The sequence below is a fragment of the Devosia lacusdianchii genome, from assembly GCF_022429625.1.
In the GTDB taxonomy this organism is placed as follows: Bacteria; Pseudomonadota; Alphaproteobacteria; order Rhizobiales; family Devosiaceae; genus Devosia; species Devosia lacusdianchii.
Genome location: NZ_CP092483.1, coordinates 2,301,140 through 2,315,690 on the forward strand (window position 1 = coordinate 2,301,140; position 14,551 = coordinate 2,315,690).

General features: G+C 60.6%; 19 protein-coding genes. 4 read left to right on the forward strand and 15 right to left on the reverse strand.

What is annotated here, in order from left to right; translation table 11 throughout:
* Nucleotides 1-6: 6 nt before the first annotated feature.
* The 12 genes from rpsC to rpsL form a co-directional block, all read right to left on the reverse strand.
* Entirely contained in the window at nt 7-747 is a 741-nt protein-coding gene (rpsC, locus tag MF606_RS11260) for a 30S ribosomal protein S3 (RefSeq protein WP_240229333.1), read from the reverse strand.
* Nucleotides 747-1,127, reverse strand: coding sequence for a 50S ribosomal protein L22 (gene rplV / locus MF606_RS11265; RefSeq protein ID WP_240229334.1), 381 nt, complete (start codon nt 1,125-1,127; stop codon nt 747-749). Before rplV ends, rpsC begins: the two co-directional genes overlap by 1 nt.
* 1 nt (nt 1,128) lies before the next feature.
* Entirely contained in the window at nt 1,129-1,407 is a 279-nt protein-coding gene (gene rpsS / locus MF606_RS11270) for a 30S ribosomal protein S19 (RefSeq protein WP_240229335.1), read from the reverse strand.
* Between the two features lie 3 nt (nt 1,408-1,410).
* On the reverse strand, nt 1,411-2,250 hold the full coding sequence (gene rplB, locus MF606_RS11275; protein ID WP_240229336.1) for a 50S ribosomal protein L2: 840 nt from the start codon (nt 2,248-2,250) through the stop codon (nt 1,411-1,413).
* Between the two features lie 18 nt (nt 2,251-2,268).
* Nucleotides 2,269-2,562 carry a 50S ribosomal protein L23 gene (locus MF606_RS11280; RefSeq protein WP_240229337.1) on the reverse strand — a complete coding sequence of 98 codons (294 nt, stop codon included), beginning with the start codon at nt 2,560-2,562 and terminating at the stop codon, nt 2,269-2,271.
* Nucleotides 2,559-3,179 carry a 50S ribosomal protein L4 gene (gene rplD / locus MF606_RS11285; RefSeq protein ID WP_240229338.1) on the reverse strand — a complete coding sequence of 207 codons (621 nt, stop codon included), beginning with the start codon at nt 3,177-3,179 and terminating at the stop codon, nt 2,559-2,561. The genes MF606_RS11280 and rplD overlap by 4 nt, the downstream gene beginning before the upstream one ends.
* Complete coding sequence (rplC, locus tag MF606_RS11290; protein ID WP_240229339.1) at nt 3,180-3,881, reverse strand: 50S ribosomal protein L3; 702 nt, start codon at nt 3,879-3,881, stop codon at nt 3,180-3,182. It lies immediately after the preceding gene.
* An 84-nt stretch (nt 3,882-3,965) separates the two neighbouring features.
* Entirely contained in the window at nt 3,966-4,274 is a 309-nt protein-coding gene (gene rpsJ / locus MF606_RS11295; protein WP_035102617.1) for a 30S ribosomal protein S10, read from the reverse strand.
* A gap of 67 nt (nt 4,275-4,341) precedes the next feature.
* The gene (gene tuf / locus MF606_RS11300) at nt 4,342-5,532 is read right to left on the reverse strand and encodes an elongation factor Tu (RefSeq protein ID WP_240229340.1); all 1,191 of its coding nucleotides are present in this window, start codon (nt 5,530-5,532) and stop codon (nt 4,342-4,344) included.
* Between the two features lie 56 nt (nt 5,533-5,588).
* Nucleotides 5,589-7,679 carry an elongation factor G gene (gene fusA, locus MF606_RS11305; RefSeq protein ID WP_240229341.1) on the reverse strand — a complete coding sequence of 697 codons (2,091 nt, stop codon included), beginning with the start codon at nt 7,677-7,679 and terminating at the stop codon, nt 5,589-5,591.
* 12 nt (nt 7,680-7,691) lie between these two features.
* Nucleotides 7,692-8,162, reverse strand: a complete 471-nt coding sequence (gene rpsG / locus MF606_RS11310; protein WP_240229342.1) for a 30S ribosomal protein S7 — start codon at nt 8,160-8,162, stop codon at nt 7,692-7,694.
* Between the two features lie 12 nt (nt 8,163-8,174).
* A complete protein-coding gene (gene rpsL, locus MF606_RS11315) occupies nt 8,175-8,546 on the reverse strand; it encodes a 30S ribosomal protein S12 (RefSeq protein ID WP_035080811.1) in 372 nt (123 codons plus the stop codon).
* 560 nt (nt 8,547-9,106) lie between these two features.
* Between rpsL and MF606_RS11320 the strand changes: the two genes are divergently transcribed.
* A complete protein-coding gene (locus MF606_RS11320; protein ID WP_240229343.1) occupies nt 9,107-9,577 on the forward strand; it encodes a YbjN domain-containing protein in 471 nt (156 codons plus the stop codon).
* A 52-nt stretch (nt 9,578-9,629) separates the two neighbouring features.
* Here MF606_RS11320 and MF606_RS11325 read toward each other — a convergent pair whose 3' ends face one another.
* The 3 genes from MF606_RS11325 to MF606_RS11335 all read right to left on the reverse strand — a co-directional run bounded on the left by MF606_RS11325 (nt 9,630) and on the right by MF606_RS11335 (nt 12,639).
* A complete protein-coding gene (locus MF606_RS11325; protein WP_240229344.1) occupies nt 9,630-10,721 on the reverse strand; it encodes an esterase-like activity of phytase family protein in 1,092 nt (363 codons plus the stop codon).
* 76 nt (nt 10,722-10,797) lie between these two features.
* A complete protein-coding gene (locus MF606_RS11330) occupies nt 10,798-11,241 on the reverse strand; it encodes a YdeI/OmpD-associated family protein (protein WP_240229345.1) in 444 nt (147 codons plus the stop codon).
* Between the two features lie 96 nt (nt 11,242-11,337).
* On the reverse strand, nt 11,338-12,639 hold the full coding sequence (locus tag MF606_RS11335; RefSeq protein ID WP_240229346.1) for an esterase-like activity of phytase family protein: 1,302 nt from the start codon (nt 12,637-12,639) through the stop codon (nt 11,338-11,340).
* A gap of 174 nt (nt 12,640-12,813) precedes the next feature.
* On the opposite strand from MF606_RS11335, the gene MF606_RS11340 reads away from it, so the two are divergent.
* The 3 genes from MF606_RS11340 to MF606_RS11350 are packed head-to-tail and all read left to right on the forward strand — an operon-like array spanning nt 12,814 to nt 14,545.
* Entirely contained in the window at nt 12,814-13,362 is a 549-nt protein-coding gene (locus MF606_RS11340) for a hypothetical protein (protein ID WP_240229347.1), read from the forward strand.
* The gene (locus tag MF606_RS11345; RefSeq protein WP_240229348.1) at nt 13,359-13,973 is read left to right on the forward strand and encodes a GNAT family N-acetyltransferase; all 615 of its coding nucleotides are present in this window, start codon (nt 13,359-13,361) and stop codon (nt 13,971-13,973) included. The genes MF606_RS11340 and MF606_RS11345 overlap by 4 nt, the downstream gene beginning before the upstream one ends.
* Entirely contained in the window at nt 13,970-14,545 is a 576-nt protein-coding gene (locus MF606_RS11350) for a TetR/AcrR family transcriptional regulator (protein ID WP_240229349.1), read from the forward strand. The genes MF606_RS11345 and MF606_RS11350 overlap by 4 nt, the downstream gene beginning before the upstream one ends.
* Nucleotides 14,546-14,551 lie beyond the last annotated feature (6 nt).

The following is a 14,551-nucleotide window of genomic DNA, read 5'->3' on the forward strand; positions in this document are numbered from 1 at the left end:
ACCTTCTTATGCGCGTTCGCGGTCACGGTCGCCGCGCTCACGACGCGGTTCGCGTTCAGCGCGCTGGCCACCCATGTCGGCGCCTTCGGTGGCGCGACGTTCATGGGCAGTGGGATCATGCTCAAGGACTTCGCCCTTGAAGATCCAGACCTTGATACCGATGATGCCGTACGTGGTCTCGGCTTCGGCAGTGCCGTAGTCGATATCAGCACGCAGCGTGTGCAGCGGAACGCGACCTTCGCGGTACCATTCGGTACGAGCAATGTCGGCACCACCGAGACGGCCACCAACGTTCACGCGGATGCCGCCGGCGCCCATGCGGATCGCCGTCTGCACGGCGCGCTTCATGGCGCGACGGAAAGCCACGCGGCGTTCCAGCTGCTGGGCAATGCCCTGGGCAACCAGCGTCGCATCGGTTTCCGGCTTGCGCACTTCAACGATGTTGATGTGCACTTCGCTGTCGGTGAACTTCTTCACCTTGGCGCGGATCTTGTCGATGTCGGCGCCCTTCTTGCCGATCACGATGCCCGGACGAGCAGTGTGGATCGACACGCGGCACTTGCGGTGCGGGCGCTCGATGACGATCTTCGAGACCGCGGCAGCCTTGAGGTCTTCCAGCAGCATCGTGCGGATCTTCAGGTCTTCCTGAAGCAGCGAGCCGTATTCGCCCTTGTTGGCGAACCAGCGGCTGTCCCACGTGCGGTTGATGCCGAGGCGGAAGCCGATTGGATTGATCTTCTGGCCCATTATGCGGCCTCCTCAACTTGCCGGACGATGATCGTCAGATGCGAGAATGGCTTCTCGATGCGCGACGACCGACCACGGCCACGAGCGGTGAAACGCTTCATTACAAGCGAATTACCAACAAAAGCTTCAGCAACGACGAGAGCGTCGGTGTCGAGACCATGGTTGTTCTCGGCGTTGGCAATGGCGCTCTCGAGCACCTTCTTGACCTGGCCGGAAATGCGCTTGTGGCTGAACTCGAGTTCGGCCAGAGCCTTCTCGACCTTCTTGCCGCGGATCAACTGAGCCAGAAGGTTGAGCTTCTGCGGGCTGATGCGCAGCATGCGCAGCACAGCCTTGGCTTCGTTGTCCTTGAGCGCGCGCTGGGTTTTTGGCTTGCCCATCTTACTTCCTCTTGGCCTTCTTGTCGGCCGCGTGACCGTAGTAGGTACGGGTCGGTGCGAACTCGCCAAACTTGTGGCCGATCATGTCTTCGGTGACGCTGACCGGAACGTGCTTCTGGCCATTATGCACGCCGAAGGTGATACCCACGAACTGCGGCAGGATGGTCGAACGGCGGCTCCAGATCTTGACCACGTCGTTGCGGCCAGACGCGAGGGCCTTCTCGGCCTTCTTGAGCATGTAGCCGTCGACGAACGGCCCCTTCCAGATTGAACGGGTCATGGCTTACCTGCCCTTCTTCACGTGACGCGAGCGAACGATGAACTTGTCCGTCGCCTTGTTGCTGCGGGTCTTCTTACCCTTGGTCGGCTTGCCCCACGGGGTAACCGGGTGACGGCCACCAGAGGTACGGCCTTCACCACCACCATGCGGGTGATCGATCGGGTTCATGGCCACGCCGCGAGTGACGGGCTTGCGACCCAGCCAACGCGAACGACCGGCCTTGCCGAGCGACGTGTTGGAGTGATCCTGGTTCGACACGGCACCGACGGTAGCAAGGCACGAGCCATGCACGCGGCGCTGTTCGCCCGAGTTCAGGCGAAGGATCGCCCAACCCTGGTCGCGACCGACATACTGGGCATACGCGCCAGCCGAACGGGCAACCTGGCCACCCTTGCGGGGCTTCAGCTCGATGTTGTGCACGATCGTACCGACCGGCATACGTTCCAGCGGCATCGCATTACCCGGCTTCACGTCGACGGTCTGCATCGACGAGATGACCTTGTCGCCGGCCGACAGACGCTGGGGCGCAACGATATAGGCGAGTTCGCCGTCTTCGTACTTCACCAGAGCGATCCAAGCCGTACGGTTGGGATCATATTCCAGGCGCTCGATCGTACCAACGACGTCGAACTTGACGCGCTTGAAGTCGATCAGGCGATAGGTGCGCTTGTGACCGCCACCGCGATGGAACGAGGTGATACGACCACGGTTGTTGCGGCCACCGGACTTGGAAAGACCTTCGGTCAGAGTCTTGACCGGCTTGCCCTTCCACAGTTCCGAACGATCGGTCGTGATAAGCTGACGACGGCCTTCGGAGGTGGGATTATAAGTTTTCAGAGCCATTTTGTTCTGTCTCTTCCCTTAGAGGCCGGTCGAAATATCGATCGACTGGCCGTCGATGAGGGTCACGATCGCCTTCTTGACGTCGTTGCGCGTGCCAAGCTGACCACGGAAGCGCTTCACCTTGCCCTTGCGGACCAGAGTGTTCACTGCCTTGACCTTGACCGAGAAGAGCTGCTCGACGGCAGCCTTGATCTCGGTCTTGCTGGCATCGATCGCCACGTCGAAAACGACCTGGTTGTGTTCCGAAGCCATCGTCGACTTTTCAGTCACGACGGGGTTACGGACGATGTCGTAAGCGCTGAGCTTGTTCATGCGAACCTCGCTTCCAGCGCTTCGAGCGCTGCCTTGGTCAGGACGAGCTTGTCGCGCTTGAGGATCGACACAACGTTGATCCCCTGCACCGGCAGCACGTCGATATGCGGGATGTTGCGTGCGGCCAGAGCGAAGTTCTGGTCGACGGCGCTACCATCGATGATCAGCGCGTTGGTCCATTCCAGCTTGCCGAAGGTCGCCAGCATGCTGGCAGTCTTGGCTTCCTTGGTGGCAACGCTGTCGACGACGACGAGCGAGCCCGACTTGGCTTTGGAGGACAGCGCATGCTTGAGAGCAAGAGCGCGGACCTTCTTGGGCAGGTCGATGGCATGGCTGCGCGGGGTCGGACCGAATGCACGGCCACCACCACGGAACTGCGGAGCCTTGCGATCGCCATGGCGAGCGCCGCCCGAGCCCTTCTGCTTCACGAACTTCTTGCCCGTGCGCACGCCTTCCGAACGATGCTTCACATCGTGCGTACCGGCCATTGCCTTGAGCTGCTGGTAGCGAACCATGCGGTGCAGGATGTCCTGACGGACTTCCAGACCGAAGACGTCGTCGGCGAGCTGGATCGAGCCAGCGGCCTTGCCGTCGAGGGTTGTGACCTTGAGTTCCATTTAGTTACCTTCCCCCGCGACTTCAGCGGCGGCCTTGAACGAGCCCGGGAAGGCAGCGCCCTTGGGGGCCGGCTTCTTCACCGCGTCCTTGATCATGATCCAAGCGCCCTTGGCGCCCGGAACCGAACCCTGGATCATGATCAAACCGCGCTCGACGTCGGTCTTGACGACCTTGACGTTCTGCGTGGTGATGCGACGATCGCCCATGTGGCCCGGCATCTTCTTGTTCTTGAAGGTCTTACCCGGGTCCTGACGACCACCGGTAGAACCGATCGAGCGGTGCGAAACCGACACGCCGTGCGTTGCACGCAGGCCGCCGAAGTTCCAGCGCTTCATACCACCGGCAAAACCCTTACCGATCGAAGTACCGGTGACGTCCACCAGCTGGCCTTCGACGAAATGGTCAGCCTGAAGCTGCGCGCCGACTTCGATGAGGTTGGCTTCGTCAACGCGGAATTCCGCGACATGACGCTTGGGCTCAACCTTGGCAACGGCGAACTGGCCGCGCTCGGCTTTCGTCGTGTTCTTTGCCTTGGCCTGGCCAGCGCCAAGCTGCAGGGCAACGTAGCCGTCCTTGTCAGCGGTCCGCTGGCCCACCACCTGGCAGTTCTGCAGGCCCAGCACCGTCACAGGAACGTGCGAGCCGTCCTCTGCGAAAATGCGGGTCATGCCCAGCTTCTGTGCGATCAATCCAGAACGCATCGGTTATTACCTTCTCTATTGGCGCCGTACCGGGTCATGGTTTCAGAGGACCCTTTTTGCGGTAGGCGCGGAAACTTCTTGTACTTAGAGCTTGATTTCGACGTCGACGCCGGCGGCGAGATCGAGCTTCATCAGTGCATCAACCGTCTGAGGGGTCGGGTCCACGATGTCCAGGAGACGCTTGTGGGTCCGGATCTCGAACTGCTCACGCGCCTTCTTGTCGATGTGGGGCGAGCGGTTAACGGTAAACTTGTCGATTCGCGTCGGCAGCGGGATCGGACCGCGAACCTGCGCGCCCGTACGCTTGGCCGTCGACACGATCTCGCGCGTGGAAGCGTCGAGAACGCGATGGTCAAACGCCTTGAGGCGAATGCGAATATTCTGACCGTTCATCTTTGTAAATCCTGACGAAAATGGATCGCGGCGCGCTATTCGCGCGCCGCGAATGTCTCAATGAGGCTTACTTCAGGATCTTCGCAACGACGCCGGCGCCGACAGTGCGGCCACCTTCACGGATAGCGAAGCGGAGCTTCTCTTCCATGGCGATCGGAACGATGAGCTGAACGTTCATGTTGATGTTGTCGCCCGGCATAACCATTTCCGTGCCTTCCGGCAGGGTCACGATGCCCGTCACGTCCGTGGTACGGAAGTAGAACTGGGGACGGTAGTTGCCGAAGAACGGAGTATGACGGCCGCCTTCTTCCTTGGTGAGGATATAAGCCTCAGCAACGAAGTCGGTGTGCGGGGTCACGGAGCCGGGCTTGCAGAGGACCTGGCCGCGCTCAACCTGAGTGCGGTCGATACCACGGATCAGCGCGCCGATGTTGTCGCCAGCCTGGCCCGAGTCGAGCAGCTTGCGGAACATTTCGACACCGGTAACGGTGGTCTTCTGGGTTGCCTTGATGCCGACGATTTCGACTTCTTCGCCAACCTTGACGATACCGCGTTCGACACGGCCGGTAACCACGGTGCCGCGGCCCGAGATCGAGAACACGTCTTCGATCGGGAGCAGGAACGGCTGGTCAACCGGACGTTCCGGCTGCGGGATATATTCGTCAACAGCGCGCATCAGCTCGAGAACGGCGTCGTGGCCGAGCTTCTTGTCCGAATCTTCGAGAGCGGCCAAAGCCGAGCCCTTGATGATCGGGATATCGTCGCCCGGGAATTCGTAGGACGACAGCAGCTCGCGGACTTCCAGCTCAACGAGCTCGAGCAGTTCCGGATCGTCGACCATGTCGCACTTGTTCAGGAACACGACCAGCGCGGGAACGCCAACCTGACGGGCGAGCAGGATGTGCTCACGGGTCTGGGGCATCGGGCCGTCGGCAGCCGACACGACCAGGATCGCGCCGTCCATCTGGGCAGCGCCGGTGATCATGTTCTTCACATAGTCGGCGTGGCCGGGGCAATCGACGTGAGCGTAGTGACGGTTCTGCGTCTCGTACTCGACGTGAGCGGTGTTGATGGTGATGCCGCGTGCCTTCTCTTCGGGGGCAGCGTCAATCTGATCGTACGCCTTGAAGGTCGCGCCACCGGTTTCAGCCAGGACCTTGGTGATCGCTGCAGTCAGCGAGGTCTTGCCATGGTCAACGTGACCGATGGTGCCGATGTTGCAGTGAGGCTTATTGCGGGAAAACTTTTCCTTGCCCATCGCTTCTCTCCGTATTCGTTAGCCCTGCGGCCAACCTTGAGTTTCAGTTTATTGTTTTAGGCGTACTTGGCCTGGACTTCGTCGGCGACGGCCTGCGGCACCTGCTCGTAGTGGTCGAACGTCATCGTGTACTGTGCACGACCCTGGCTCATGGAGCGCAGCGAGTTCACATACCCGAACATGTTCGCGAGCGGCACGTAGGCATTCACGACCTGGAGAACACCACGGCCTTCAGTGCCGTGAATCTGACCACGCCGCGAATTCAAGTCGCCGATGACGTCGCCCATGTAATCTTCAGGCGTGACAACTTCAACCTTCATGATCGGCTCGAGGATCTTCGGAGCCGCCTTGCGCAGGCCTTCGTTAAAGCCGGCACGGCCGGCGATTTCGAATGCCAGCACCGAAGAGTCCACGTCGTGGTATGCACCTTCGGTCAGCGTGACCTTCACGTCCACGATCGGGAAGCCGATCAACGGACCTGCAGACATCACCGACTTCACGCCCTTTTCGACGCCCGGGATGTATTCCTTCGGTACCGAACCGCCGACGACGGCGTTGACGAATTCGAGACCCTTGCCGACTTCGCCCGGCTCAACGGTGAGCTTGACGCGAGCAAACTGGCCCGAACCACCCGACTGCTTCTTGTGGGTATAGTCCACATTGGCCGACTTGGTGATGGTTTCGCGATACGCAACCTGCGGCTGACCGATATTGGCCTCGACCTTGAATTCGCGACGCATACGGTCGACGAGGATGTCGAGGTGCAATTCGCCCATGCCCGAAATGATGGTCTGGCCGGATTCTTCATCGGTCTTGACGCGGAAGGACGGATCCTCGGCAGCCAGACGATTAAGGGCAAGACCCATCTTTTCCTGGTCGGCCTTCGACTTCGGTTCAACCGAAATGTCGATAACCGGCTCGGGGAAGATCATGCGTTCAAGGATAACCTGGGCATTCTGCGCGCAAAGCGTGTCGCCCGTGGTGGTGTCCTTGAGGCCGACGATGGCGACGATGTCACCAGCAAAGGCTTCGGTGATCTGCTCGCGGCTATTGGCGTGCATCTGGAACATGCGGCCAACGCGCTCGCGCTTTTCCTTGACCGTGTTTTCGAGCATCGCGCCCTGCTCGAGCTTGCCCGAGTAGATGCGGCAGAAGGTCAGCGAGCCCATGTGCGGGTCGTTGGCGATCTTGAACGCCAGCATGGCCAGCGGCTCGTTGTCGTCGGCATGACGCTCGATCGGGGCTTCCGTACGGGCATCGATACCCTTGATGGCCGGAATGTCGGTCGGAGCAGGCAGGAAGTCGATAACGCCGTCGAGCAGGGGCTGCACGCCCTTGTTCTTGAACGCCGAGCCAGCAAAGATCAGGAAGAACTTCGCATCGATCGTGCCGCGACGCAGCAGGCGACGGATGGTGTCGTTGTTCGGCAGATCGCCGTTCAGGTACGCTTCCATGGCGTCGTCGTCGAGCTCGACGGCGGCTTCGATCATGGCTTCGCGGTACTTCTCAGCCTTTTCCTTGAGGTCGGCCGGAATTTCCACGACGTCCCACTGGGCGCCCAGTTCTTCATTGCGCCAGACGAGTGCGTTCATCTCGATGAGATCGACAACGCCCTTGAACTCGTTCTCGGCACCGATCGGCAGCTGAACCGGAACGGCCTTCGCGCCAAGGCGCGAACCGATCATCTCGACGCAGCGATAGAAATCGGCGCCGATCTTGTCCATCTTGTTGACGAAGATGAGACGCGGAACGTGATACTTGTCGGCCTGGCGCCACACGGTTTCCGTCTGGGGCTCAACACCGGCATTGGCGTCCAGCAGGGCAACAGCACCGTCGAGCACGCGCAGCGAACGCTCGACTTCGATAGTGAAGTCCACGTGGCCGGGGGTGTCGATGATGTTGAAACGGTGCTGGGTACCGTTACGGTCTTTCCAGAACGTGGTGGTCGCAGCCGACGTGATCGTGATGCCGCGTTCCTGCTCCTGCTCCATCCAGTCCATGGTCGCGGCGCCGTCGTGGACTTCGCCGATCTTATGGGACTTGCCGGTATAGTAGAGGATGCGTTCGGTCGTGGTCGTCTTGCCAGCATCGATGTGAGCCATGATGCCGAAGTTACGATAGAGATTAATCGGGTATTCGCGTGCCATTGGGCGCTCCTACTACCAGCGGTAGTGCGAGAAGGCACGGTTGGCGTCAGCCATACGGTGCGTATCTTCGCGCTTCTTGACGGCCTGACCACGGCCATTGAGGGCATCCATCAGCTCACCCGAAAGACGCTCGCGCATGGTGTTCTCACCACGCTTGCGGGCAGATTCGATGAGCCAGCGAATGGCCAGGGCCTGCTGACGGTCAGCACGAACTTCAACCGGAACCTGATAGGTAGCACCACCAACACGGCGCGAACGGACTTCAACCGCAGGGCGGATGTTGTCGAGCGCGGTGTGGAACACGGTGACCGGGTCCTGCTTGACCTTGGCTTCGACGATGTCGAACGCACCGTAGACGATGCTTTCGGCGGCCGACTTCTTGCCGTCCTTCATGAGCGAGTTCATGAACTTGGTCAGGACGAGATCGCCATACTTGGCGTCGGGAATAACGTCGCGTTTTTCTGCGCGGTGACGACGGGACATATCTCGATCTCCTTACTTCGGACGCTTCGCGCCGTACTTCGAACGGCGCTGCTTACGGTCCTTGACACTCTGCGTGTCGAGAACGCCGCGGAGCACGTGGTAACGAACGCCGGGAAGGTCGCGAACGCGGCCGCCACGGATCAGGACCACGGAGTGCTCCTGCAGGTTGTGGCCTTCACCCGGGATATACGAGATCACTTCGCGCTGATTGGTCAGGCGAACCTTGGCAACCTTACGCAGAGCCGAGTTCGGCTTCTTCGGGGTCGTCGTATAAACGCGAGAGCAAACGCCGCGCTTCTGCGGATTTGCTTCCATGGCCGGAACCTTGTTCCGCTTTGGCTTGCTGGCGCGTGGTTTGCGGATCAGCTGATTAATGGTGGGCATTGCGCTCTTTCCATCGTCCAAAATTTCGGTGCCGCCGATTGAGCGGCCCCTTAGTTCTTGTTTGTCGCCCCTCCGAAACCGGAAGCGCTCCTGTGCGGTCTAGACAAAGCAAACCAAAACGGCGCTCATCCGACCCGATTAGGGGTACGGCGGCGCCTTAATTGCAGCGGACCACCCCCAAAGGCGGGCAGTCATGCGCACAAGGATTTTGCGTCGTCTAGTTACCCGACAGTGTGTTTGAGTGTCCTGGATGCCCGCACAAGATGGCAGGAACCCGGTGTGACATTCACGACCGACCGCTAAGGTAGGCGCTGTTTAGAGCCGACTCTCCTGCGCGTCAAGGATTCTTTCGTGAAAAATCCGCGATGGAGCCATGCACAGACTTGCAATGACTTTGCGAGAGTGTCTTGGAACTTCGCATGTCTTTCCCCTGCCCTCCTCGACCGGTGCGCTGAAGTATCACCTTCTCGCCCCAATCGAAATGTGTAGGATCGGGCTCCATCGGCCAGCCTTGTACACGATAGGTGACCGGCCCCAGAATCCGACGAGGGAGAAGCGCGATGAAGCTCACTACGATGATTGCCGGTGGAGCTTTAGCTCTGGCCCTGACGGCACCCGCCCAGGCACAGACCTTGTTGACCGGCGCCGACACCGACGAGATTCTCAACGCCGCCCGCGGCTATGGTGCGGCGACCCTTTCAACGCAGAGCAATGGTGATCCGCAGATCAATGGCAAGATCAACGGCATCAGCTACCAGGTCTATTTCCGCAACTGCACCAACAACACCGACTGCGAAGACCTGAACTTCTATGTGGGTTTCCTGGACCTCAAGCCCACACTCGAGGTCATCAACGACTGGAATTTCAATAAGCGCTTCAGCCGCGCCTATCTCGACCAGGACCAGGATGCCTGCGTGGAAATGGACCTCGACATGGTCAAGGGCGTCACAGCCGAGTATCTCGATTCCCAGTTCGGGCTTTGGAGCATGGTCGTCGATCAGTACTCAGAACATGTCGGCTACGGTTTGTGACCTGCCGCCGATGGCGTCATGAGGGGCCCGTTCGGGCCCCTTGCTTTTTGCGCTATTCGACGAGCCGGAACGCCACGAACTGGGTGAACTGCCCATCCGGGTTGAAGTTGTTATCCGATGCAATGATGAGCGTCTTGGCGCCGTCGATCTCGGGGCCGATCGCCACCGCTTCCACATTATCGATGTCGAGGCCGAAGTCGCCCTCCCCCAGCCTGGCGAACGGCGTCTTGCTGACAGGCGTGAAGGTCTGGCCGGCGAGGCTGACCACCCCGCTCACATCCGTCGCAGCGCCGATCTCGACCTTGTAGAGATTGATCTCGTTGCCAATGCCAGAGCCGAACGACCGCTCGACCACCAGTAGTGACCCGTCGTCCAGTGCCAACAGGTCGGAGACGCCGTTATCGTTGTAGTTGGGCTCCTGCGTCGCCTTGGCGAAGATCGGGCCCGTCTCGTAGACATACTCAGCGCCGGCCTTGCCGGTCATCGCGTCGAACGTCAGGATTCGCGACGGGCTGCCCGCTTCCAACGTGGCCTTGGGGCCGTCCTGCGCCAGGGCATTCTCGCTGACGGCATAGACCGTAGCGCCATCGCTGGAAAGGCTCAGCCCTTCGAAGCCGAGATTGGCATGCGTGCCGCCGGTGCCGTCGGCACTGGTGAGGAAGTAATCGGGCACGGCAAGGCTGCGCAGCATGGTGCCATCGAGCATGGCTTCGAAAATGCCGGGGCGGCCCGAGGCATCGCTTTCGCTCGACCAGAAGAAGCTGCGCTTGGTTGGCGAATACTGGATCGCTTCGGGGTCGATGCCCTTGACGGCAAACGCATTGCCGTCCAGCCCGCGAAGGATAGTGCTGCCCACGATATCGACACCGCGGAAGCCGTCGGCGTCGATGGCAAACCTGAGGCGGTAGTACCGCGCCGGACCGCGCTCGGAACGATCGTCTGAAATCGCCAGATAGCTGCCATCGGCAGGATCGGGGCTGAGGCCGGAAATGCCACCGAACTCTAGGCCGTTGATCTTGAGGCCGGTCGGCAGAACGATCTCGCCGATCAGTTCAAGTGCGGGGGCGGCATCCTGCGCTGCAACCGGGCAGCCAATCGCGATAGATGCGGCGAGTGCGGTCGCCGCCAGTGTTTTGGTCGTCATCGTCTTTACCCTCCAAGACCCGACACGGGGACGGAATTAGTAAAGCGCTTTACTAAGACGAATATGTGTCAGCGCGCTATTTCTTGCCCGCGCGCATGGCCTCGACGACCTTTTCGATCCTCCGCCGGCGGGTCTCGGGCGTCTTTGCATCATTGACCGACAGCACGTGCCGCAATTTGTTGCTGTAGGACAGGGACTCAAAGAATGCCCTGGCGGGAGCGTCGCCGGATAGCGCGGCGGCGAGGTCGTCCGGGACGACCACCTCGCGCGGCTCGGTATCAAGCGTCAGATCAATCTCGACGGCGTCGCCACCCCGGATGCCGGATTCCAGGCGGCGCTCGGCGCTAAGCGGGATCAGGAACTGCCCGCCCATCACGGCGATCGACGACCGATAGCTATAGGTGCCAATGGTCACGACCACGGCCGGTTTCTTGCCGCCGGCCAGGCCCTCGACCACCTCGACCGGCACCTCGATGCCCGTATTGTTGCCCATCTGCAGGATAGTGGTGCTGAACTTCATGGCTCTCTCCTCGTGCATTCGTAGACAACGACGAACGTAGGCACAAGGAATCGACAAAATAGGAAAAGGGGCCTGAAGGCCCCTTCCCTGTTAGCCCTACTCGGCCTTTAGGAAGTCCGCGACTTCAAGCAGGATGTACTCGTTGTCATCGGCACGCCCTGCCTCACGGCCGGTGGAGCCGGGATAGTTGTTGTCGTTGGCGACCACGATAGTGGTTTCATCGACACGATCCACATCCTCGATCGTGACGAAGGGGAAGGTGAACACGCCGTCCACAGTGCCGCGCGGCGCAATCCCGCCCGGATCCTTGATCGCCATCAGATCGATATAGGCGATCTTCTCCAGAACGCCGCTTTCGTCGACGCGCTCCAGGTCGATGAGGTAGATGCGCTTGAACGCAGCCGCCTTCTCGCGACCGTCATCGCCTTCATTGTTATCGCGCTCGATCACCAGCCCACGGGTGCCCTCGATGATGTTGAAATCGCCGATGGCATTGCCGGCATCGTCGAGCGGATAGTAGCGAACCTTGTCCGACCACGTCGCATCGGCAACGTTGAACTCCAGCATACGAATGACCGGCTTGCCATCGATAAGCTCGAGAGCACCTGCTGCCTCGTCATAGAAGGCCTTTTCGAGCAGTGGATAGAGCGTGGTGCCGTCCATGGATTGGGCCATGCCTTCATATCCACCCGAGCGACCGGTATTCACCCCCGTCACCGCAACACCTGCAGCAGGCGTGGCGACGAACTGGTTGTCTGGGGTCTTGTAATCGACGCCGCTCGGATTGGTGGCGACCACCTGAAGCACCACACCATGCGCATCGACTTCGATTAACCAGGGGCCGAACTCGTCGCCGATCCAGAAGTGATCGCCAACGGGCTGGATCGATTCCGGATCGAAATCAGCGCCGGTGAGATAGCGGGTTTCGCTGTGTTCGGTGACAACAGGGAATGGGACGACGCGGTTCGGATCCCTGAGGAACACAGTCCGCTCAAGCGCAACCTTGCCCGTGGCCCAGTCCATCTTCATGAAATTGAAGATAAGCATGGCGTCAGACGAGTTGGCCTTGGCGCCAAAGCCGTTGTCGGTGAGAAAAACGAAACGGTCATCGCCCAGCGAACGAACACCGGACATGCCCTGTACGGGCTGACCGGGGAACGGCATGGCAATGCCGGAGGCAGGATTGGCCCAGCCATACGGCGTCTCCACGCGCTTGCCAGAGGTAAAGCGCCCTGACATCGACAGGCCATAGGGCGCATCAGCGGGGGCCGGCACGAAGGTCTGGGCAGGCAACTGGGCATGCGCCTTGAGAGTGGCATCGAACTGAACGGGCTGGGCATAAGAGGCTGGGGACAGCATCGTCACAGCTAGCGCGGCAAGCAGCGTCGTCTTGGTCATGATCGTCTCCGAAGCGAGGAAGCCATCCTGCTGCTAGCGTGGCTACGTGTCGGCTCGGCTACGGCCAAATGGCAGTTCGTTGACAATGCACCGGAGACTCCGAGCTAGCCCGGCCCGCTTGACAGTACAGCAATTCGACTCCTACATACCAACCGGTCGGTTTCGAGAGAGATGATGATCCAAATACCTGCTTGGCTGCATGACGTGCTTGGCGCTGCTCAGCGGCCAGGCGACCTCGTGCTGATCGCAGCCTTCGGCCTTGGCGCTTCAAGCACGCTCGTGGCGCTCTACCCCGAGGTCTTCCAAGGGGTTCCGGCGTGGCGTGCGGCGCTGGCAATACTGCTGATACTCGACATTGCTGCGGGCTGCATCGCCAACCTCACGACCGGAACGAACGACCACCACGCCGCCCACCCCGGCAGCCGATGGGTGTTCATCGCCATCCACGTCCACTTGCCGATCGTCGCCTTGCTGCTCAATCTCAACATGCCCGCGACTCTCGCCATCTGGGCCTTCACCATCGCCGGCGCAGTGCTGGTGAACCTGTTGCGCCCGGGGGCCACCCAGCGCGTCGTTGCGGGAACCGCTTTCGGTATCGGCGCCTTTGGCACAGTGATCGGCCTGGACGGTTCTCCCTTCACGGTATGTGTCGGCCTGCTCTTCATGCTCAAGGTGCTGGTGCATTTTGCCGTCGATCACCGGGCGGACGGGCGCGGTTCGTGACCGTCACCCTCGGCAAAATCGCCCGGACGCATCGCGAAAGCGCGCTTGCGCTTATGGTATCGGCCTTCCTGGACGACCCATTGTTCCTTGCGATGTTCGGGCAGGACGAACACAAGGCCAGGGCGTTCCTCGAGTTCATGTTCGACATGAACACGCTATTGGACGGCGAGATGTTAGGCGCGTTTGACCGCAGCGTCCTGGTTGGCTGCGCATTGATGGACCGCCCCCAACAACCGCCCTCGCTTCGTTACGCGACAAGATTGACCATGGCTCTGCTCCGCTTCGTGCCGCTCGCGCTGACGCTCGGAGCGGGAAAGGTCGCCACGCTCAACAAGTACATGGTCGAAACGCGAAAGGGGCCGGCATGTGGCCGGTACGCCTACCTCGCCATGGTTGGCATCGATCCGGGCCGGCAGGGTCGCGGCATCGGTCGACGGCTTGTTGAAGCAGCCGTCGCCCAGGCTGCCGCCTGGAATGCCGACGGCCTTGCGCTCGACACCGAGAACCCGGCAAATATCCGCCTCTATGAAAAGCTGGGCTTCATTTCGGGTCGGACACTCGATCTGGGTGCGTTCACCAGCTTCTGCATGTACCGAGTGATTGAGCCATGAAAGACGCCCGGACCACCATTGTCACGCAGGCTCTCAAGCTCTTCCTGGAGCACGGCTATGACGGGATGAGCCTGAGTGAATTGACCAGGGATACCGGCCTCTCCAAGGGTGCGATCTACCATCACTTCAAGGACAAGGACGACCTGTTCACGGCAGCAATAGAGCAGTTCTTCCTGCAATTCCTACCGGTGCAGGCCGATCAGCAGCCGCCGACGGATTTCGAGGGCACGGTCAAGTCCCTGGTCGACGGCTATGCCGCCATGCTCGCGGCAGTGGACGAGGTAACGCCAGATCGCCTTGCCTACTTCAGGTTCATCCTGGCGATAGCGCCCAAAATCCAGCCGCAACTGCGGGAGCGCATGAATGCGGTTCGCAACCACCTCATTGCGACGCTTTCGGCCGAGGCCACCGCCGGGCGGCTGAAGTCAGATCGGCCCGCCACCATGCTGGCAGACCAGATACTGGGCTTGATAGAGGGCGCCAGCCTCTTGGCCGCGATCGCCGGCTGCTCCGACCCAGCCGAGTCCATGCGGGAGACGGTCATGGATTTTGTGGCCACGCTCTTGCGCTGAAAAAGA